Raw genomic sequence first — 19,046 nt, 5'->3', positions numbered from 1 at the left:
ATTCGGGCGCTAGCGCACCCAGCGCTGGCGCCAGATCTGCTGCTCGTTCTTGGTCTGGAAGGTCCAGGCCACGAAGCGGCTCTGCTTCTGCCCCTGGGACATTTCCACCACTTGGCTTTCCAGCACCCCGGCCTTTTTCAGTGCGGTTTCGATGGCTGGCAGGTTCGACGCTTTCGACACCAGGGTGCTGAACCACAACACCTTGTGAGCAAAATGCGCGCTTTCGGCGATCAGCTGCGTTACGAACCGCGCTTCGCCGCCTTCGCACCACAGCTCGGCCGACTGGCCACCGAAGTTCAATACCGGCAACTTACGCTTGGGGTCGGCCTTGCCCAGGGCGCGCCACTTACGCTCGCTGCCCTTGGTGGCTTCTTCCATGGACGCGTGGAACGGTGGGTTGCACATGGTCAGGTCAAAGCGTTCGCCCGGTTCGAGCAGGCCCAGCAGGATCTGCTTGGGGTTGGTCTGCTGGCGCAATTGGATCACCTTGCTCAGGTCGTTGGACTGCACGATGGCCTTGGCCGCCGCCACGGCGATAGGGTCGACCTCCGAACCGAGGAAGTTCCAGCGGTACTCCATGTAGCCAATCAGCGGGTAGACGCAGTTGGCGCCCATGCCGATGTCCAGCACCTTGACGATCGAGCCGCGCGGGATCTTGCCGTCGTTGACGCTGGCCAGCAGGTCGGCGAGGAAGTGCACATAATCGGCACGCCCCGGCACCGGCGGGCAGAGGTAATCGGCGGGAATGTCCCAGTGCTGGACACCATAGAACGCCTTGAGCAACGCGCGATTGAACACCCGCACCGCATCCGGGCTGGCAAAGTCGATGCTCTCTTTGCCGTAGGGGTTGATGATCACGAATTGCGCCAGTTCCGGCGTGGTCTTGATCAGGGCCGGGAAGTCGTAACGGCCCGTGTGGCGGTTGCGCGGGTGCAGGGTTGCCTCTTTGCGCGGCACCACCGGCTTGGCTGCGGCGGCGGATTTAGGCTTCTTGCGCGGAGGTTTCGGTGTGCTGGGGGCGGTCATGTTGATTCTGGGTTTGGCTCAATGTGGCGGCCATTGTCACACATCCTGAGCTCAACTCGGGCAAATGTGGGAGAGGGCTTGCCCCTATGGCGGTGTTGCAGGCAAGGGCTTGGGAAAATGCCGGCAAAAAAAGAGACCCGAAGGTCTCTTTCTTCACGCGAATCAAGCCTTAGAGGCTGGAAATCCGCGCATGCTGCTCGGCCAGTTTGCCCAAAGCCTGTTCAGCTTCAGCCAGCTTGGCGCGTTCTTTCTCGATCACCTCGGCCGGCGCTTTGTCGACGAACGCCGCGTTGGACAGTTTGCCGCCCACCCGCTGCACTTCGCCTTGCAGGCGCGCGATTTCCTTGTCGAGACGGGCCAGTTCCGCGCCCTTGTCGATCAACCCGGCCATCGGCACCAGCACTTCCATGTCGCCGACCAGTGCGGTGGCGGACAGCGGTGCTTCGGCATCGGCAGCCAATACGGTGATCGACTCCAGCTTGGCCAGCTTCTTGAGCAGCGCATCGTTCTCACTGAGGCGACGCTGGTCCTCAGCGCTGGCGTTCTTGACGAACACGGCCAGTGGCTTGCCTGGACCTATGTTCATCTCGGCGCGGATGTTGCGCGTGCCGAGCATGAGGGTCTTGAGCCATTCGATATCGCTCTCGGCCGCCTCGTCGATGCGGGCTTCATTGGCCACCGGCCAAGGTTGCAGCATGATGGTCTTGCCTTCGATACCGGCCAGCGGCGCCAGGCGCTGCCAGATTTCTTCGGTGATGAACGGCATGAACGGATGGGCCAGGCGCAGCGCCACTTCCAGCACGCGCACCAGGGTACGGCGGGTGCCGCGCTGGCGTTCCACCGGCGCGTTTTCGTCCCACAGCACCGGCTTGGACAGTTCCAGGTACCAGTCGCAATACTGGTTCCAGATGAACTCGTACAACGCCTGGGCCGCCAGGTCGAAACGGAACTGATCGAGCTGGCGAGTCACTTCGGCTTCGGTGCGCTGCAACTGCGAGATGATCCAGCGGTCGGCCAGGCTCAGCTCGTAGGCTTCGCCGTTCTGGCCGCAGTCTTCGCCCTTGTCCAGCACGTAGCGTGCGGCGTTCCAGATCTTGTTGCAGAAGTTGCGATAGCCTTCGACGCGGCCCATGTCGAACTTGATGTCGCGGCCGGTAGACGCCAGCGAGCAGAACGTGAAGCGCAGGGCATCGGTGCCGTAGCTGGCGATGCCGTCGGCGAATTCGTCGCGGGTCTGTTTCTCGATCTTCTTCGCCAGTTTCGGCTGCATCAGGCCCGAGGTGCGTTTCTGAACCAGGGTCTCCAGGTCGATGCCGTCGATGATGTCCAGCGGGTCCAGCACGTTGCCCTTGGACTTGGACATCTTCTGGCCCTGGCCGTCGCGGACCAGGCCGTGCACGTACACGGTCTTGAACGGTACCTGCGGGGTGCCGTCCTCGTTCTTCACCAGGTGCATGGTCAGCATGATCATCCGGGCAACCCAGAAGAAAATGATGTCGAAGCCGGTGACCAGCACGTCGGTGGAGTGGAACTTCTTCAGGAATTCGGTCTGCTGCGGCCAGCCCAGGGTGGAGAAGGTCCACAGGCCCGAGCTGAACCAGGTGTCCAGTACGTCGTTGTCCTGTTGCAGCGCAACGTCGGCACCGAGGTTGTGCTTGGCGCGCACTTCGGCTTCGTCGCGGCCTACGTAGACCTTGCCCGACTCGTCGTACCAGGCCGGAATACGGTGGCCCCACCACAGCTGACGGCTGATGCACCAATCCTGGATGTCGCGCATCCACGAGAAATACATGTTCTCGTACTGTTTAGGCACGAACTGGATGCGGCCATCTTCCACGGCAGCAATCGCAGGCTCGGCCAGCGGCTTGGTGGAGACGTACCACTGGTCGGTCAGCCACGGCTCGATCACGGTGCCGGAACGGTCGCCTTTCGGCACCTTAAGGCCATGGTCGTCAACGCTGACCAGCAGGCCGGCGGCGTCGAAGGCGGCAACGATCTGCTTGCGTGCTTCGAAGCGGTCGAGACCGGCAAATTCAGCCGGGATCTTGCCGTCGACACTGTCGTTGAGGCTGCCGTCCAGGTTGAAGACCTGGCAGGCCGGCAACACAGTGGCGTTCTTGTCGAAGATGTTCAGCAGCGGCAGGTTGTGGCGCTTGCCGACTTCATAGTCGTTGAAGTCGTGGGCCGGGGTGATTTTCACGCAGCCGGTGCCGAATTCAGGGTCGCAGTAGTCGTCCGCGATGATCGGGATGCGGCGGCCGACCAATGGCAGCTCGACGAACTTGCCGATCAGCGCCTGGTAGCGCGCGTCGTTCGGGTTAACCGCGACGGCGGCGTCGCCGAGCATGGTTTCCGGACGGGTGGTGGCCACGATCAGGTAGTCATTGCCTTCGGCGGTTCTGGCGCCGTCTGCCAGCGGGTACTTGAGGTTCCACAGGAAGCCTTTCTCGTCGTGGTTTTCCACTTCGAGATCGGAAATCGCCGTGTGCAGTTTGGTGTCCCAGTTGACCAGGCGCTTGCCGCGGTAGATCAGGCCGTCTTCGTGCAGGCGCACAAAGGCTTCTTTTACGGCCTCGGACAGGCCGTCGTCCATGGTGAAGCGCTCGCGGCTCCAATCGACGGACGAACCCAGGCGACGGATCTGACGGCTGATATTGCCGCCGGACTGATCCTTCCATTCCCAGATCTTTTCCAGGAATTTCTCGCGGCCCAGGTCATGGCGGTTCTGGCCAGTGGCTTCGAGTTGACGCTCCACCAGCATCTGCGTGGCGATACCGGCGTGGTCGGTGCCCGGTTGCCACAGGGTGTTACGGCCCTGCATGCGGCGGAAACGGATCAGTGCATCCATGATCGCATTGTTGAAGCCATGGCCCATGTGCAGGCTGCCAGTGACGTTCGGTGGCGGAATCATGATGGTGTAGGACTCGCCCGCACCTTGTGGGGCGAAATAGTTCTCGGACTCCCAGGTCTGGTACCAGGAAGTTTCAATTGCGTGGGGCTGGTAGGTCTTATCCATGCGCGGCGGGACCCTAGTTGGCATTTATTCAGGAAAGCCGGCAAGTATAGCGGTGTGAAGCAGTTGCAAGCTATAAGCCACAAGCTGCAAGTGGCGTGCAGTGCTTTAACTTGCGGCTTGTGGCTAGTTGTTTGTAGCAGCGGCGATCAGCCGCTCCATCCGCGCATCCATCCGGCGTTTGATCTCGGTTTCGATATGCGGGGCAAAGTCGTCGATCACGTCTTGCATGATCAGTTGTGCGGCGGCGCGCAGTTCGTTGTCCAGGTGCAGCAGCAAGGCGTCGGGTGCCTTTTCGGCAGGCGCGGCTTCCACGACGGCCGGGGCTTCGACACTCGGCTGCGGCGCAACCGGCTTGCCGCCGACCATGTCGAACAACAGCGGGATCTGTACCTCACCGTTGACCGCTTCGGTCAGCAGTGGCGGTTGCAAACCCTCATCACCCAGCAACTGACGGATCGACTCCAGGTCGTCCAGCAGGTGGTCATCTTTTTTTAACGGGTTGGAAGTGTCCATCGTGTGCTCAAAGTCGTTGTAACCGGTGATCTTGCAAAGGATAGCCCTGTTCGCGGTAGAAACGGAAACTCTCCCGCGCAGCCTGACGAATAGCCGGATCTTCCACCACCACCTCCGCGACGCGGGCGAATGTTCCGGCAAAGGACGGGACTTTCAAGTCCAGATTGACCAGCAGGTCCTGGTGGTCGCCGCAGTTATCGCCCCGCCCCAGCACCACCCGGCCTTCGGGTTCGGCTTCCGCAGGGCCGTGGGGCACGAAGCTCTCACCTTTGAAGCGCCACAGGCGGGCATCGAGTTCCTCGCGTTGGGCGTCATCGCTGCAATGCAGGTAGATGCGATGGCCCATGCGCCAGGCTTTTTCCGTGAGTTTGCAGGCAAAGTCCAGGCGCGCGGAGGGATCGGCGCTGGGCAATATGTAGAAGTCGACTTGGGGCATGTGGGTTCCTGCAACGGCCCGCCCCCCTTTTATAGAGGCAAAGGGGGGAGGGGGCGTTGGTTAAGCTTTGGCGCGATCGAGCAGGTACTGAGTCAGCAACGGCACTGGACGGCCGGTGGCGCCCTTGTCTTTGCCGCCGCTGGTCCAGGCGGTACCGGCGATATCCAGGTGAGCCCAGTTGAAGTTTTTGGCAAAGCGCGACAGGAAGCACGCTGCGGTGATGGTGCCGGCCTTCGGCCCACCGATGTTGGCGATGTCGGCGAACGGGCTGTCCAGCTGTTCCTGGTATTCATCGAACAGCGGCAGTTGCCAGGCGCGGTCGTCGGCGGCCTTGCCGGCGCTGAGCAGTTGCTCGATCAGTTCGTCGTTATTACCCAACAGGCCGGAGGTGTGAGCGCCCAAAGCGACCACGCAGGCACCGGTCAGGGTGGCGATGTCGATCACGGCCTGCGGCTTGAAACGCTCGGCGTAGGTCAGGGCATCGCACAGCACCAGGCGGCCTTCGGCGTCGGTGTTGAGGATTTCCACGGTCTGGCCGCTCATGGTGGTCACGATATCGCCTGGTCGCGAAGCACCGCCGCTCGGCATGTTCTCGGCACACGCCAGGATGCACACCAGGTTGATCGGCAGCTTGAGCTCCAGTACGGCGCGCAGGGTGCCGAACACGCTGGCGGCGCCGCCCATGTCGTACTTCATCTCATCCATGCCGGCGCCAGGCTTGAGGCTGATACCGCCGGTGTCGAACGTGATGCCTTTACCTACCAGGGCGTATGGCTTCTCGGATTTCTTGGCGCCGTTGTATTGCATCACGATCAGGCGTGGCGGCTGGTCGCTGCCCTGGCCCACGGCATAGAACGAGCCCATGCCCAGGTCCTTGATCTTCTTCTCGTCCAGCACTTCAACCTTGAGACCCTTGAATTCCTTGCCCAGCGCCTTGGCCTGCTCGCCCAGGAACGTCGGGTGGCAGATGTTCGGCGGCAGGTTGCCCAGGTCGCGGGTGAACGACATACCGTTGGCGATGGCCTGTGCATGGGTCACGGCGCGGGTCACTTCAGCCTGGGCGGCCTTGATGGTCAGCAGGGTGATTTTCTTCAGGGCACGGGGTTCGGCTTTCTGGCTCTTGAACTGGTCGAATACGTAGCCGCCGTCCACCAGGGTTTCGGCCAGCAGGCGGGTCTTGCCGTAGCTGTCGCGGCCTTTGACCACGATTTCATCCAGTGCCAGCGTCGCATCGGCGCCGCCCAGGCCCTTGAGGGTGCCGAGCACACCGCTGATGATCTTGCGGAACGGGCGGTCGCCCAGTTCGGCGTCCTTGCCCACGCCCACCAGCAACACGCGGTCGGCCTTGAGGTTGGGCAGGCTTTGCAGCAGCAGGCTCTGGCCCACTTTGCCGGCCAGGTCACCGCGCTTGAGCACCGCGCTGATCGCGCCGCCGCTGAGCTCATCCAGTTGCTTGGCGGCGACACCGAGCTTGCGGTCTTCGCCGATGGCGACCACGAGGGTGGCGGTCTTCAACGTTTCGGGGCTAACGCTTTTTACAACCAATTCCATGTTCGGGTCCCTTATAAAGGTCTGTGAGCCTGGCGTCTGTACCCAGGCTTTAAAGCTTGGCAGTCGTGTAAACCGCCAGCGACAAAGGCCGCAGTTTGAACCTCGCCGGCGGAGCCTGACAACCCTTGGCGCAGCCTTTGTGCATGCACGTGAGGTTGCGCAGTGACAGGCGCGGTCAATCACAGGATAATGCGCCATCTTTTTAGCCGGCCCCTCGTAAAGGGGGCTGACTCGGTATGCTTGCTTGTTTGGCCGCCTTAGCCTGACAACCCTGGAGTGTCTGGTTTGATCGTCTTCCGTTATCTGTCCCGCGAAGTCCTGTTGACCCTGAGTGCCGTGAGTGCGGTGCTGCTGGTCATCATCATGAGTGGTCGTTTCGTCAAATACCTCGCCCAGGCGGCTTCCGGCGCCCTGGACCCAGGTTCACTGTTCCTGATCATGGGCTTTCGCCTGCCGGGGTTCCTGCAACTGATCCTGCCGCTGGGCCTGTTCCTCGGGATCCTGCTCGCGTACGGTCGCCTCTACCTCGAAAGCGAAATGACCGTGCTCTCGGCCACCGGCATGAGCCAGCAGCGCCTGCTGGCCATGACCATGATCCCGGCAGCCGGCATTGCTCTGATCGTAGCCTGGCTGAGCCTGAGCCTGGCCCCCCAGGGCGCCATGCAGTTCCAGCTGGTGCTGAACAAACAGGATGCCATGACCGAGTTCGACACCCTTGAGCCGGGCCGTTTCCAGGCGCTCAGCGATGGCACTCGGGTGACCTACACCGAAACCATGACCGAAGACCGCGCCAACCTGGGTGGGGTATTCATCTCCGAAAAACGCCTGGGCCAGGATAAGAAGGACCGTGGCATTTCCGTGCTGGTGGCCGACTCGGGTCGCCAGGAAGTGCGTCCCGACGGCAGCCGCTATCTGATCCTGGAAAACGGCTACCGCTATGACGGCAGCCCGGGCCAGGCCGATTACCGCGCGATCAAGTACGACACGTACGGTGTGATGCTGGCTCGTCCGGACGTCAGCAACGAAGTCACCGACCGCGACGCAATTCCTACGGCGCAGCTGTTCGGCAACCCGGAGCTGCGCTCCATCGCCGAGCTGCAATGGCGTCTTTCCCTGCCGCTGCTGGTGTTTATCGTGACCTTGATGGCCGTGCCGCTGTCGCGCGTCAACCCACGCCAGGGCCGATTCCTCAAGCTGTTGCCGGCAATTCTGCTGTATATGGCTTACCTCACCCTGCTGATTTCCGCTCGTGGTTCCCTGGAGAAAGGCAAGCTTTCGCCGGTCTTAGGCCTGTGGGGGGTGCACGCAATCTTCCTGGTGATCGGCCTGGGGCTGCTTTATTGGGAACCTGTTCGTTTGAAGATGAAGAGCCGTCGTGGCCAGAAGGAGTTGGCCCGTGGCTAAGCTTGATCGCTACATCGGTAGCAGTGTGCTCATCGCCATCCTGGCGGTACTGGGCATCATCCTGGGCCTGGCCTCGTTGTTTGCCTTCATCGATGAAGTGGGTAACGTCAGCGATACCTATACGGTCACCGACGTGCTCAGCTACGTAGCGCTCACCGCGCCGCGTCGCCTGTACGACATGATGCCGATGGCCGCGCTGATCGGTTGCCTGATCGGCCTCGGCAGCCTGGCCAGCAACAGCGAACTGACCATCATGCGTGCCGCCGGTGTGTCCATCGGTCGTATCGTGTGGGCGGTGATGAAACCCATGCTGCTGTTGATGCTGTGCAGCGTGCTGATCGGTGAATACGTGGCGCCGCCAGCCGAGTCCACGGCCCAGGCCAACCGCGCCCTGGCCCAGGGTTCGGGCGACGCGCAAAGCGCCAAGCACGGCCTGTGGCATCGTCAGGGTGAAGAATTCATCCACATCAACGCCGTGCAACCTGGCGGCCTGTTGATCGGTGTGACGCGCTATACCTTCGACAAAGAACGCCACATGTTGTCGTCCAGTTTCGCCAAACGTGCGCAGTACGACGCGGAAAAATGGCAACTGAGCGATGTCACCACCACTTATTTCCGCAACGCCGGCCAAGGCACCAAGGCCAGCACCGAAGTGATCAACGTGCCGACCGAGGCCTGGGACATCGCCCTCAAGCCGGAACTGCTCAATACGGTGGTGATGAACCCGGAAAGCCTGCCGATCTCCGGTTTGTGGAGCTATATCCACTATCTCAAGGATCAGGGCCTGAATAACGGTCGTTACTGGCTGGCTTTCTGGGTCAAGGTATTGCAGCCGGTGGTGACCGCCGCGCTGGTGCTGATGGCGATCTCGTTCATCTTCGGGCCGCTGCGTTCCGTGACCCTTGGCCAGCGGGTGTTCACCGGCGTGCTGGTGGGCTTTACCTTCCGGATTGCCCAGGACCTGCTCGGTCCCTCGAGCCTGGTGTTTGGCTTCTCGCCACTGTTCGCAGTGCTGGTGCCCACCGCCATCTGCGCCCTGGCCGGGTTCTGGCTGCTGCGTCGAGCCGGTTGATAGCGCGCTTATGAACAAAAAATGCCCCGGTTGGAAGATCGGGGCATTTTTGTTCTGGTCAGCAAAGATGACGCCTGGCCTGACCATCAGGTACAATTCCCGGCTATTTTTCAGCGGGCAATCTGCCTGCAGCCTTTTTGAGTGTTGATCCGTGAGTGATTTGAGTCATATCCGCAATTTCTCCATCATCGCCCACATTGACCATGGCAAGTCGACGCTGGCCGATCGATTCATCCAGATGTGCGGCGGCCTTGCCGAGCGTGAAATGGAAGCCCAGGTCCTGGACTCCATGGACCTCGAACGCGAGCGCGGGATCACCATCAAGGCCCACAGCGTCACGCTGTACTACAAGGCCAAAGACGGCATCACCTACCAGCTGAACTTCATTGATACCCCGGGCCACGTTGACTTCACCTACGAAGTCAGCCGGTCCCTGGCGGCCTGTGAAGGTGCCCTGCTGGTGGTCGACGCCGGCCAGGGCGTTGAAGCACAGTCGGTTGCCAACTGCTACACCGCGATCGAGCAGGGCCTGGAAGTCATGCCCGTGCTGAACAAGATCGACCTGCCGCAGGCCGAGCCCGAGCGCGTCAAGGAAGAGATCGAGAAGATCATCGGCATTGACGCCACCGACGCCGTCACCTGCAGCGCCAAGACCGGCCTGGGCGTCGACGAAGTGCTCGAGCGCCTGGTCCACACCATTCCGGCCCCCACCGGCAATATCGAAGATCCGCTGCAAGCGTTGATCATCGACTCCTGGTTCGACAACTACCTGGGCGTTGTCTCCCTGGTGCGCGTGCGCCATGGCCGCGTGAGGAAGGGCGACAAGATTCTGGTCAAGTCCACCGGCAAGATCCACCTGGTGGACAGCGTCGGGGTGTTCAACCCCAAGCACACCGCGACCGTTGATCTGAAAGCCGGTGAAGTAGGCTTCATCATCGCTGGCATCAAGGACATCCACGGCGCGCCGGTGGGTGACACCCTGACGCTCAGCTCCACGCCGGACGTCGACGTGCTGCCGGGCTTCAAGCGCATTCAGCCGCAGGTATATGCAGGCCTGTTTCCGGTCAGCTCCGACGATTTCGAAGATTTCCGCGAAGCCCTGCAAAAGCTGACCCTCAACGACTCGTCGTTGCAGTACACCCCGGAAAGCTCCGACGCCCTGGGCTTCGGCTTCCGCTGCGGGTTCCTGGGCATGCTGCACATGGAAATCATCCAGGAGCGCCTCGAGCGCGAATACGACCTGGACCTGATCACCACCGCTCCCACCGTTATTTTCGAGCTGTTGCTCAAAACCGGTGAAACGATTTACGTCGACAACCCCTCCAAGCTTCCGGATCTGTCGGCGATCGAAGACATGCGCGAGCCTATCGTGCGGGCCAATATCCTGGTTCCGCAGGAACACTTGGGCAACGTCATTACCCTGTGTATCGAAAAGCGCGGCGTGCAGCGCGATATGCTGTTCCTCGGTACCCAGGTCCAAGTGACCTACGACATGCCGATGAACGAAGTGGTCTTGGACTTCTTCGACCGTCTCAAGTCCACCAGTCGCGGCTATGCTTCGCTGGATTACCATTTCGACCGTTACCAATCGGCTAATCTGGTGAAACTGGATGTGTTGATCAACGGCGATAAGGTTGATGCCCTGGCACTGATCGTGCACAAGGACAACGCGCACTACAAAGGTCGCCAGTTGACCGAGAAAATGAAAGAACTGATTCCGCGCCAGATGTTCGACGTTGCGATCCAGGCCGCCATCGGCGGGCAGATCATCGCGCGAACTTCCGTCAAGGCACTCAGAAAGAACGTACTGGCCAAATGCTACGGCGGTGACGTAAGCCGTAAGCGCAAGCTGCTTGAGAAGCAAAAGGCCGGTAAAAAACGCATGAAGCAAGTGGGCAACGTGGAAGTTCCACAAGAAGCCTTCCTTGCGGTGCTCAGGTTGGATAGTTAGGTCCTATGTCGCTAAATTTCCCGCTGTTGCTGGTCATCGCCGTTGCCGTGTGCGGCCTCCTGGCGTTGCTCGATCTGGTGTTCTTCGCCCCGCGTCGTCGGGCGGCTATCGCGTCCTATCAGGGCAGCGTCAGCCAGCCCGATGGCGTGGTGATCGAGAAGCTGAACAAAGAGCCCCTGCTGGTTGAATACGGCAAGTCGTTCTTCCCGGTTTTGTTCATCGTGCTGGTGCTGCGTTCGTTCCTGGTGGAGCCGTTTCAGATCCCTTCGGGGTCCATGAAACCTACCCTGGACGTGGGCGACTTCATTCTGGTGAACAAGTTTTCCTACGGGATTCGCCTGCCGGTGATCGACAAGAAAGTCATTGAAGTCGGCGACCCGCAACGCGGCGATGTGATGGTGTTCCGCTACCCCGCGGACCCTAGCGTCAACTACATCAAGCGCGTGATCGGCTTGCCCGGCGATACCGTTCGCTATACGCACGACAAGCATCTGTACGTGAACGATCAATTGATCACCGATCAGATGATCGGCACCACGTACGACCCGCAACTGGGTGATGTCGCCGTGTACAAGGAACAACTGGGCGCAGACTCCGAGCACTTGGTGCACAAGGCCATGAGCCGCACCATGCAGGGAGGTCAGTGGAAAGTACCGGCCGGCCATTACTTCATGATGGGCGATAACCGCGACAACTCCAATGACAGCCGCTACTGGGATGATGCAACGATTCCCAAGGAGCTCCAGGGCATGGTCCCCGACGAGAATATCGTCGGCAAGGCTTTCGCCGTCTGGATGAGCTGGCCGGAACCCAAGCTCAGCCACCTGCCGAATTTCTCGCGGGTCGGGTTGATCAAGTAATACAGACGGCGCTGTGAACACAGCGCCGAATGCTTTTCTGGGGCGTGGACAATTCCGGCCTCAGGCAGCACCCACCAGGATTTGAATTTGAACACTGCGTCAATCGTCGATGGCCGCCGGTGCCACCAACTCAATATGGATAAACCGTGACCGTTTCTCTCAGTCGTCTCGAGCGCCAGCTCGGTTACACCTTCAAGGACCAGGAACTGATGGTCCTTGCCCTCACACACCGCAGTTTCGCCGGGCGCAATAACGAGCGCCTGGAATTCCTCGGTGATGCCATTCTCAATTTCGTTGCCGGTGAAGCGCTGTTTGAGCGTTTCCCTCAAGCCCGTGAAGGCCAGCTGTCGCGTTTGCGCGCACGCCTGGTGAAAGGCGAGACCCTGGCCGTACTGGCTCGTGGCTTTGGCTTGGGCGAATATCTGCGCCTGGGTTCCGGCGAATTGAAAAGCGGCGGGTTTCGTCGTGAATCGATCCTGGCCGATGCCCTCGAGGCGCTGATCGGTGCGATCTACCTGGATGCAGGCATGGAAGCGGCCAAGGAGCGGGTTACCGCGTGGCTGACGTCGGAAATCGAAAGCCTTACCCTGGTCGACACCAACAAAGACCCCAAGACCCGTCTGCAGGAATTCCTGCAATCGCGCGGGTGCGAACTGCCACGCTACGAAGTGGTGGATATCCAGGGCGAGCCCCATTGCCGCGTGTTCTTCGTGGAATGTGAAATCACCTTATTGAACGAAAAAAGCCGAGGTCAGGGTGTGAGCCGTCGTATTGCCGAACAGGTAGCGGCCGCCGCAGCACTGATTGCCCTGGGCGTGGAGAATGGCCATGACTGATTCAACCGCAACACGCTGTGGCTATGTTGCCATCGTCGGCCGCCCCAACGTGGGCAAGTCCACGCTGCTCAACCACATCCTCGGGCAGAAACTCGCGATCACCTCGCGCAAGCCACAGACCACCCGCCACAACATGCTGGGCATCAAGACCGAAGGCAACGTGCAAGCGGTCTACGTCGACACGCCGGGCATGCATAAAGGTGGCGAGAAAGCCCTCAACCGCTATATGAACAAAACCGCTTCGGCGGCGTTGAAAGACGTCGACGTGGTGATCTTCGTGGTCGACCGCACCAAGTGGACCGACGAAGACCAAATGGTTCTGGAGCGTGTGCAATACGTCACCGGCCCGTTGATCGTCGCGCTGAACAAGACCGACCGCATCGAAGACAAAGCCGAGCTGATGCCGCACCTGAGCTGGCTGCAGGAACAACTGCCGAACGCGCAGATCATCCCGATCTCCGCCCAGCACGGCCACAACCTCGATGCCCTGGAGCGCGTGATCGCCGAGCACCTGCCGGAGAACGAGCACTTCTTCCCGGAAGACCAGATCACCGACCGCAGCAGCCGTTTCCTCGCCGCCGAACTGGTGCGTGAGAAAATCATGCGCCAGATGGGCGCCGAGCTGCCTTACCAGATCACCGTCGAAATTGAAGAATTCAAACAGCAGGGCAAGACCCTGCATATCCATGCGCTGATCCTCGTGGAGCGCGATGGCCAGAAGAAGATCATCATTGGCGACAAGGGTGAGCGCATCAAGCGCATCGGCACCGAAGCGCGCAAGGACATGGAATTGCTGTTCGACTCCAAAATCATGCTCAACCTGTGGGTGAAGGTGAAAGGCGGCTGGTCCGATGACGAGCGCGCGTTGCGTTCCCTTGGCTACGGCGACCTGTAAGGACGCCGCAGGGCCAAAAATGTGGGAGGGGGCTTGCCTCCGATAGCGGTGGATCAGTTAATAAATACGTGACTGAGCCACCGCCATCGGGGGCAAGCCCCTTCCACATTAGGTTTGTGTTGTTTTCACGATAGAGAACCCATGTCCCAATCCCAACCCCCCAGCCAACTCGCCTACGTCCTGCACAGCCGTGCCTACCGCGAGACCAGCGCGCTGGTGGATTTTCTCACGCCCCAAGGCCGCCTGCGCGCGGTGTTGCGTAGCGCGCGGGGCAAGGCCGGGACATTGGCGCGGCCCTTTGTGGCGTTGGACGTGGAGTTTCGCGGCAAGGGCGAGCTGAAGAACGTCGGCCGCCTGGAAAGTGTCGGCACATCGGCCTGGCTCAATGGCGATGCCTTGTTCAGTGGTCTCTACCTCAATGAGCTGCTGATTCGCCTGCTGCCCGCCGAAGACCCGCACCCGGCGGTCTTCGATCACTACGCCGCCACCTTGCTGGCCCTGGCCGAAGGACGCGCGTTGGAGCCGCTGCTGCGCGCCTTCGAATGGCGCCTGCTCGACGACCTGGGCTACGGCTTCGAACTGCACAACGACCTGCACGGCGACCCCATCGCCGCCGATGGCATGTATCGCCTGCAAGTGGACGCGGGGCTGGAGCGTGTCTACTTGCTGCAACCCGGTCTATTTCAGGGCACCGAGCTGCTGGCCATGAGCGAAGCCGACTGGACCGCGCCCGGCGCCTTGTCCGCCGCCAAGCGCCTGATGCGCCAGGCCCTGGCCGTGCACCTGGGCGGGCGACCGCTGGTCAGTCGCGAGTTGTTTCGAAAGCCCTGACATCCCCGTGTATGCTGTGCAGCGTTTCTTTCCCCTTTTCAGGAGCGCTTCCGTGACCACCAGCAATCGCATTCTTCTTGGCGTCAACATCGACCACGTCGCTACCCTGCGCCAGGCCCGGGGCACGCGCTACCCGGATCCGGTCAAGGCCGCGCTGGACGCCGAAGAAGCGGGCGCCGACGGCATCACCGTGCACCTGCGCGAAGACCGCCGCCACATTCAGGAGCGCGATGTGCTGCTGCTTAAGGATGTGCTGCAAACCCGTATGAATTTCGAGATGGGCGTTACCGAAGAAATGATGGCGTTCGCCGAGCGCATTCGTCCGGCGCATATCTGCCTGGTGCCGGAAACCCGCCAGGAACTGACCACCGAGGGCGGCCTGGATGTGGCGGGCCAGGAAGCGCGGATCAAGGCGGCGGTGCAGCGTTTGTCGAAGATCGGCAGCGAAGTGTCGTTGTTTATCGACGCCGACCCGCGCCAGATCGAGGCCTCGCGCCGCGTCGGCGCGCCCGCCATCGAACTGCATACTGGCCGCTACGCCGATGCCACCACGCCGACAGAGGTCGCAGACGAGCTGCAACGCATTATCGAAGGCGTGAACTGCGGTCTCAATGAAGGCTTGATCGTCAATGCCGGTCACGGCTTGCACTACCACAACGTCGAGGCCGTCGCCGCGATCAAGGGCATCAACGAACTGAACATCGGCCATGCCCTGGTGGCCCACGCGCTGTTCGTCGGCTTCAAAGGCGCGGTTGCCGAAATGAAGGCCCTGATCCTGGCCGCCGCCAAGCACTAAAAACAGCCAAGCTGCAATGTGGGAGGGCGTCACCTCCCACATGAGAACCCTTACTGTTTAGCCCGCGCAGGTGTATCGTATCTGCCCTTTGCAGGCCACATGCCTGCGGCCGATACGTGAGGTTGTTGTGTCCCGATCCTTTTCCCGTCGACAAATCCTGGGTGGCCTGGCAGGCCTGGCCGTAGTGGGCGTCGGTGCCGGTGGGGCCTACCGCTACTGGCTGGGGAAAGTCGCCGAGGCCGAAGCGGGGCACGATTACGAACTGATCGCGGCACCGTTGGATGTTGAGCTGGTGCCGGGACACAAGACTCAAGCCTGGGCGTTCGGCCCATCGGCGCCGGGCACCGAGTTGCGTGTGCGCCAGGGTGAGTGGTTGCGGGTGCGCTTTATCAACCATCTGCCGGTCGCCACCACCATCCACTGGCACGGTATCCGCCTGCCGCTGGAAATGGACGGGGTACCCTACGTCTCGCAGTTGCCAGTGCTGCCCGGCGAATATTTCGACTACATATTCCGCGTGCCCGACGCTGGCAGCTACTGGTACCACCCCCACGTCAACAGCAGCGAAGAACTTGGCCGGGGCCTGGTCGGGCCGTTGATCATCGAAGAGCGCGAACCCACCGGTTTCAAGCACGAACGCACCCTGAGCCTGAAAAGCTGGCACGTGGATGACGAGGGCGCCTTTGTCGCTTTCAGCATTCCCCGTGAGGCCGCGCGTGGCGGTACGGCCGGGCGCTTGTCGACGATCAATGGCGTGTCCCAGGCGGTGATCGATCTGCCGGCCGGGCAGATTACCCGCGTGCGCCTGCTCAACCTCGATAACACCCTGACCTATCGCATCAATATTCCCGACGTCGAAGCACGGATCTACGCGCTGGACGGCAATCCCGTCGAACCGCGCCCGCTGGGCAAGGAATACTGGTTGGGCCCGGGCATGCGCATCTGCCTGGCAATCAAGGCGCCGCCGGCGGGTGAAGAACTGTCGATCCGCAACGGCCCGGTGCGCCTGGGCACCTTTCGTTCGGTGCCTGGCTCCGACGCGCCCGCCGAGTGGCCCGCGGCGTTGCCCGCCAACCCGATCAGCGAGCCGGACCTGGCCAATGCCGAAAAGCTCAACTTCAATTTCGAGTGGGTCGGTTCGGTCTCGGTCAATGTCGACAACGGCAAGCCGCCGAGCCTGTGGCAGATCAACGGGCAGGCCTGGGACATCACCGACAAGACCTGCGCCGACCGCCCGATCGCCAGGCTGGAAAAGGGCAAGAGCTACATTTTCGAATTGAAGAACATGACCCAGTACCAGCACCCCATCCACCTGCACGGCATGAGCTTCAAGGTGATCGCCTCGAACCGCCACAAGGTGATCCCGTACTTCACCGACACCTACCTGCTGGGCAAAAACGAACGCGCCCGCGTAGCGCTGGTGGCGGATAACCCAGGGGTGTGGATGTTCCACTGCCACGTGATCGACCATATGGAAACCGGCCTGATGGCCGCCATCGAGGTGGCGTGATGCGCCAGTTTCGCCCCATCGCAATCATCGACCGCAGCCGTGACCAGGACTTCATGCGCCAAGCCCTGGCCCTCGCCGCCCAAGGCGCGGCGCTGGGTGAAGTGCCGGTCGGCGCGGTGCTGGTGCAGGACGGCGAAATCATCGGGCGTGGTTTCAACTGCCCCATCAGCACCCACGACCCCAGCGCGCATGCCGAGATGGTCGCCATCCGCGCCGCCGCGCAAGCTGTCAGCAACTACCGCCTGCCGGGCAGTACGCTGTACGTGACCCTGGAACCGTGCAGCATGTGCGCCGGGCTGATCGTGCATTCACGCATCGCGCGGGTGGTGTATGGCGCGTTGGAGCCCAAGGCCGGGATTGTGCAAAGCCAGGGGCAGTTTTTCACCCAGGGTTTTTTGAATCATCGGGTGTTGTTTGAAGGCGGTGTGCTGGCCGAGGAGTGCGGCACGGTGCTGAGCGAATTCTTCAAAGCCCGCCGGGCCAAACCCGCCCTCTAAAGAACACAGCAGATCAAATGTGGGAGGGGGCTTGCCCCCGATGACGGCGGGTCAGCTAAGGCTATGCTGACCGACACTCTGAAATCGGGGGCAAGCCTCCACCCATATTTTGAGCTTCATTTTTCCAGCGGGACGGGGGCTTACTTTTTGGCGATGATGACGGCCCGCATAGGCGCCGGCAGCCCTTCAATCGTCTTGCTGTGATCATCCGGATCGAGGAAATCGCTGAGGGATTGATACTTCATCCATTCCGTCCCACGCTGTTCCTGCACCGTGGTCACACTCACATCCACACACCGCACATCACTGAACCCGGCACGCCGCAGCCAAAGCATCAATGCCGGTACCGACGGCAGGAACCACACGTTACGCATCTGCGCATAACGGTCTTCCGGCACCAGCACCTGTTGCTGATCGCCTTCCACCACCAATGTTTCGAGCACCAGCTCGCCGCCCTTGACCAGGGTGTCCTTCAGCGCCAGCAAATGCTCGATGGGTGAGCGACGGTGGTAGAACACGCCCATGGAAAACACCGTGTCGAAGCCTTCCAGGTTCGCCGGCAGGTCTTCGAAGGGGAACGGCAGGTGCCAGGCCCTGGGCTCGGACAGATAGCGCTGCACAGCCTGGAACTGACAGAAGAACAGCCAGTTGGGGTCCACGCCGATCACGCTGTCGGCGCCGGCACCGAGCATGCGCCACATGTAGTAACCGTTGCCGCAACCGACATCGAGGATGCGTTTGCCCTTGAGGTCCAGGTGCGGAGCAACGCGCGACCACTTCCAGTCCGAGCGCCATTCGGTGTCCACATGCACGCCGAACAAATGGAACGGGCCTTTGCGCCACGGGCTCAGGCCCATCAGCGCGGTGTGCATCTGTGCGCGGGTGGCGTCGTCGCAATCGGCGTCCAGGGTCAGGCCATTGAGCAAGTCGACTTGGCTGGGCTGGAGCTCTGGCAGCGCATCCAACGCACTTTGCCAGCGCGCAAGGTCGCCATGCCCCTTCTCCATCTTGCTGTCGAGCTGCGCCTGCAGGCCCTGAGCCCAGACGGCCAGGGGAGTGCCGACCAGATGGCGGGCGAGGGGGGACAAATCAATCATGGCAAGGCAATCAACGAGGCAAAGTTAAGACACTGGAACCACGGCACCACTTTCGAGAATCCGGCCGCCAACAGGCGTTCGCGGTGTTCTTCGAGGCTGTCGGGTTTCATGACGTTTTCGATGGCGCTGCGCTTCTGGGCAATTTCCAGTTCGCTGTAGCCGTTGGCGCGTTTGAACGCGACGTGCAGGTCGGTGAGCAGCGCGTGTTCTTCAAGGTCATTGAAGCGCAGTTTTTCCGAGAGGATCAGCGCCCCGCCGGGCAGCAGCGCCTGACGGATACGCCCGAGCAATGCCAGGCGCTCCTCGGGCGCGATGAACTGCAAGGTGAAGTTCAGCGCCACCACCGAGGCCGGCTGGAATTGCAGCGCGAGAATATCGCCCTCGACCACCTCCACCGGCAGCAACTCCTGAAACATCGAGTCCTGGCCATTGAGGTACTGGCGGCAGCGCTCGACCATTGCCGCCGAGTTATCCACCGCGATCACCGTGCAACCCTCGGTGCGTACATGGCGCCGCAACGCCTGGGTCACTGCGCCAAGGGACGAACCGAGGTCGTAGAGCACACTGTGGGGCTGGGCGAACTGCGCGGCCAGCACGCCGAGGTTTTCGACGATGGTCGGGTAACCGGGCACCGAACGCTTGATCATGTCGGGGAACACCCGCACCACGTCCTCGTTAAAGGCGAAGTCCGGCACCTGGGGAAGGGGCTGGGCGAATAGGCGATCGGGTTCTTGGCTCACGGTTGTTCCGGCGAC

The 19,046-nt window shown here is 61.4% G+C and carries 17 protein-coding genes; 10 read left to right on the top strand and 7 right to left on the bottom strand.

From position 1 onward, the window contains the following. Positions 1 to 9: 9 nt before the first annotated feature. The 5 genes from rlmF to G7025_RS09205 form a co-directional block, all read right to left on the bottom strand. On the bottom strand, positions 10 to 1,026 hold the full coding sequence (gene rlmF, locus G7025_RS09225; RefSeq protein WP_181078358.1) for a 23S rRNA (adenine(1618)-N(6))-methyltransferase RlmF: 1,017 nt from the start codon (positions 1,024 to 1,026) through the stop codon (positions 10 to 12). Positions 1,027 to 1,195: 169 nt separating this feature from the next. Beyond that, entirely contained in the window at positions 1,196 to 4,042 is a 2,847-nt protein-coding gene (locus G7025_RS09220) for a valine--tRNA ligase (RefSeq protein WP_181078356.1), read from the bottom strand. A gap of 123 nt (positions 4,043 to 4,165) precedes the next feature. Then, positions 4,166 to 4,555: a DNA polymerase III subunit chi gene (locus G7025_RS09215; RefSeq protein WP_181078354.1), complete on the bottom strand. Its 390-nt coding sequence runs from the start codon at positions 4,553 to 4,555 to the stop codon at positions 4,166 to 4,168. Positions 4,556 to 4,562: 7 nt separating this feature from the next. After that, entirely contained in the window at positions 4,563 to 4,991 is a 429-nt protein-coding gene (locus G7025_RS09210; RefSeq protein ID WP_181078352.1) for a DNA polymerase III subunit chi, read from the bottom strand. 60 nt (positions 4,992 to 5,051) lie between these two features. Next, positions 5,052 to 6,542 carry a leucyl aminopeptidase gene (locus tag G7025_RS09205; RefSeq protein WP_181078350.1) on the bottom strand — a complete coding sequence of 497 codons (1,491 nt, stop codon included), beginning with the start codon at positions 6,540 to 6,542 and terminating at the stop codon, positions 5,052 to 5,054. Between the two features lie 285 nt (positions 6,543 to 6,827). Here G7025_RS09205 and lptF point away from each other — a divergent pair, with 285 nt between their 5' ends. The 10 genes from lptF (at position 6,828) to tadA (ending at position 17,194) form a co-directional block, all read left to right on the top strand. Beyond that, positions 6,828 to 7,946 (top strand): LPS export ABC transporter permease LptF, encoded by a 1,119-nt coding sequence (gene lptF, locus G7025_RS09200; protein ID WP_181078348.1) that lies wholly within the window; start codon positions 6,828 to 6,830, stop codon positions 7,944 to 7,946. Beyond that, the gene (gene lptG / locus G7025_RS09195; RefSeq protein WP_181078346.1) at positions 7,939 to 9,018 is read left to right on the top strand and encodes an LPS export ABC transporter permease LptG; all 1,080 of its coding nucleotides are present in this window, start codon (positions 7,939 to 7,941) and stop codon (positions 9,016 to 9,018) included. The genes lptF and lptG overlap by 8 nt, the downstream gene beginning before the upstream one ends. Positions 9,019 to 9,169: 151 nt before the next feature. Next, on the top strand, positions 9,170 to 10,969 hold the full coding sequence (lepA, locus tag G7025_RS09190) for a translation elongation factor 4 (RefSeq protein WP_181078344.1): 1,800 nt from the start codon (positions 9,170 to 9,172) through the stop codon (positions 10,967 to 10,969). Positions 10,970 to 10,974: 5 nt separating this feature from the next. After that, positions 10,975 to 11,829: a signal peptidase I gene (gene lepB / locus G7025_RS09185; RefSeq protein WP_181078343.1), complete on the top strand. Its 855-nt coding sequence runs from the start codon at positions 10,975 to 10,977 to the stop codon at positions 11,827 to 11,829. Between the two features lie 146 nt (positions 11,830 to 11,975). After that, on the top strand, positions 11,976 to 12,665 hold the full coding sequence (gene rnc, locus G7025_RS09180) for a ribonuclease III (RefSeq protein ID WP_033902449.1): 690 nt from the start codon (positions 11,976 to 11,978) through the stop codon (positions 12,663 to 12,665). Beyond that, entirely contained in the window at positions 12,658 to 13,560 is a 903-nt protein-coding gene (gene era, locus G7025_RS09175) for a GTPase Era (RefSeq protein ID WP_016978271.1), read from the top strand. The genes rnc and era overlap by 8 nt, the downstream gene beginning before the upstream one ends. Positions 13,561 to 13,701: 141 nt before the next feature. After that, positions 13,702 to 14,391 carry a DNA repair protein RecO gene (gene recO, locus G7025_RS09170; protein WP_181078340.1) on the top strand — a complete coding sequence of 230 codons (690 nt, stop codon included), beginning with the start codon at positions 13,702 to 13,704 and terminating at the stop codon, positions 14,389 to 14,391. A 52-nt stretch (positions 14,392 to 14,443) separates the two neighbouring features. Beyond that, positions 14,444 to 15,187 carry a pyridoxine 5'-phosphate synthase gene (pdxJ, locus tag G7025_RS09165; protein ID WP_034096056.1) on the top strand — a complete coding sequence of 248 codons (744 nt, stop codon included), beginning with the start codon at positions 14,444 to 14,446 and terminating at the stop codon, positions 15,185 to 15,187. 127 nt (positions 15,188 to 15,314) lie between these two features. Next, positions 15,315 to 16,697, top strand: a complete 1,383-nt coding sequence (locus G7025_RS09160) for a multicopper oxidase family protein (protein ID WP_181078338.1) — start codon at positions 15,315 to 15,317, stop codon at positions 16,695 to 16,697. After that, complete coding sequence (gene tadA, locus G7025_RS09155; protein ID WP_181078336.1) at positions 16,697 to 17,194, top strand: tRNA adenosine(34) deaminase TadA; 498 nt, start codon at positions 16,697 to 16,699, stop codon at positions 17,192 to 17,194. The genes G7025_RS09160 and tadA overlap by 1 nt, the downstream gene beginning before the upstream one ends. 140 nt (positions 17,195 to 17,334) lie before the next feature. Here the strand turns inward: tadA and cmoB are convergent, their stop codons facing one another. Further along, positions 17,335 to 18,291: a tRNA 5-methoxyuridine(34)/uridine 5-oxyacetic acid(34) synthase CmoB gene (gene cmoB / locus G7025_RS09150; protein WP_181078334.1), complete on the bottom strand. Its 957-nt coding sequence runs from the start codon at positions 18,289 to 18,291 to the stop codon at positions 17,335 to 17,337. Beyond that, the gene (cmoA, locus tag G7025_RS09145) at positions 18,288 to 19,031 is read right to left on the bottom strand and encodes a carboxy-S-adenosyl-L-methionine synthase CmoA (RefSeq protein WP_181078332.1); all 744 of its coding nucleotides are present in this window, start codon (positions 19,029 to 19,031) and stop codon (positions 18,288 to 18,290) included. Before cmoA ends, cmoB begins: the two co-directional genes overlap by 4 nt. Positions 19,032 to 19,046: the final 15 nt, after the last annotated feature.

The sequence above is a fragment of the Pseudomonas lurida genome (assembly GCF_013522705.1).
Taxonomy (GTDB): Bacteria; Pseudomonadota; Gammaproteobacteria; order Pseudomonadales; family Pseudomonadaceae; genus Aquipseudomonas; species Aquipseudomonas quebecensis.
Note: the sequence above shows the minus strand (reverse complement) of the source record. Positions and strands in the feature narration are given on the sequence as shown.

Bases quoted from the DNA above. Each gene is read 5' to 3' on its own strand.
- rlmF (WP_181078358.1), bottom strand. From the start codon at position 1,026: ATGACCGCCCCCAGCACACCGAAACCTCCGCGCAAGAAGCCTAAATCC.
- G7025_RS09220 (WP_181078356.1), bottom strand. From the start codon at position 4,042: ATGGATAAGACCTACCAGCCCCACGCAATTGAAACTTCCTGGTACCAG.
- G7025_RS09215 (WP_181078354.1), bottom strand. From the start codon at position 4,555: ATGGACACTTCCAACCCGTTAAAAAAAGATGACCACCTGCTGGACGAC.
- G7025_RS09210 (WP_181078352.1), bottom strand. From the start codon at position 4,991: ATGCCCCAAGTCGACTTCTACATATTGCCCAGCGCCGATCCCTCCGCG.
- G7025_RS09205 (WP_181078350.1), bottom strand. From the start codon at position 6,542: ATGGAATTGGTTGTAAAAAGCGTTAGCCCCGAAACGTTGAAGACCGCC.
- lepB (WP_181078343.1), top strand. From the start codon at position 10,975: ATGTCGCTAAATTTCCCGCTGTTGCTGGTCATCGCCGTTGCCGTGTGC.
- era (WP_016978271.1), top strand. From the start codon at position 12,658: ATGACTGATTCAACCGCAACACGCTGTGGCTATGTTGCCATCGTCGGC.
- recO (WP_181078340.1), top strand. From the start codon at position 13,702: ATGTCCCAATCCCAACCCCCCAGCCAACTCGCCTACGTCCTGCACAGC.
- tadA (WP_181078336.1), top strand. From the start codon at position 16,697: ATGCGCCAGTTTCGCCCCATCGCAATCATCGACCGCAGCCGTGACCAG.
- cmoB (WP_181078334.1), bottom strand. From the start codon at position 18,291: ATGATTGATTTGTCCCCCCTCGCCCGCCATCTGGTCGGCACTCCCCTG.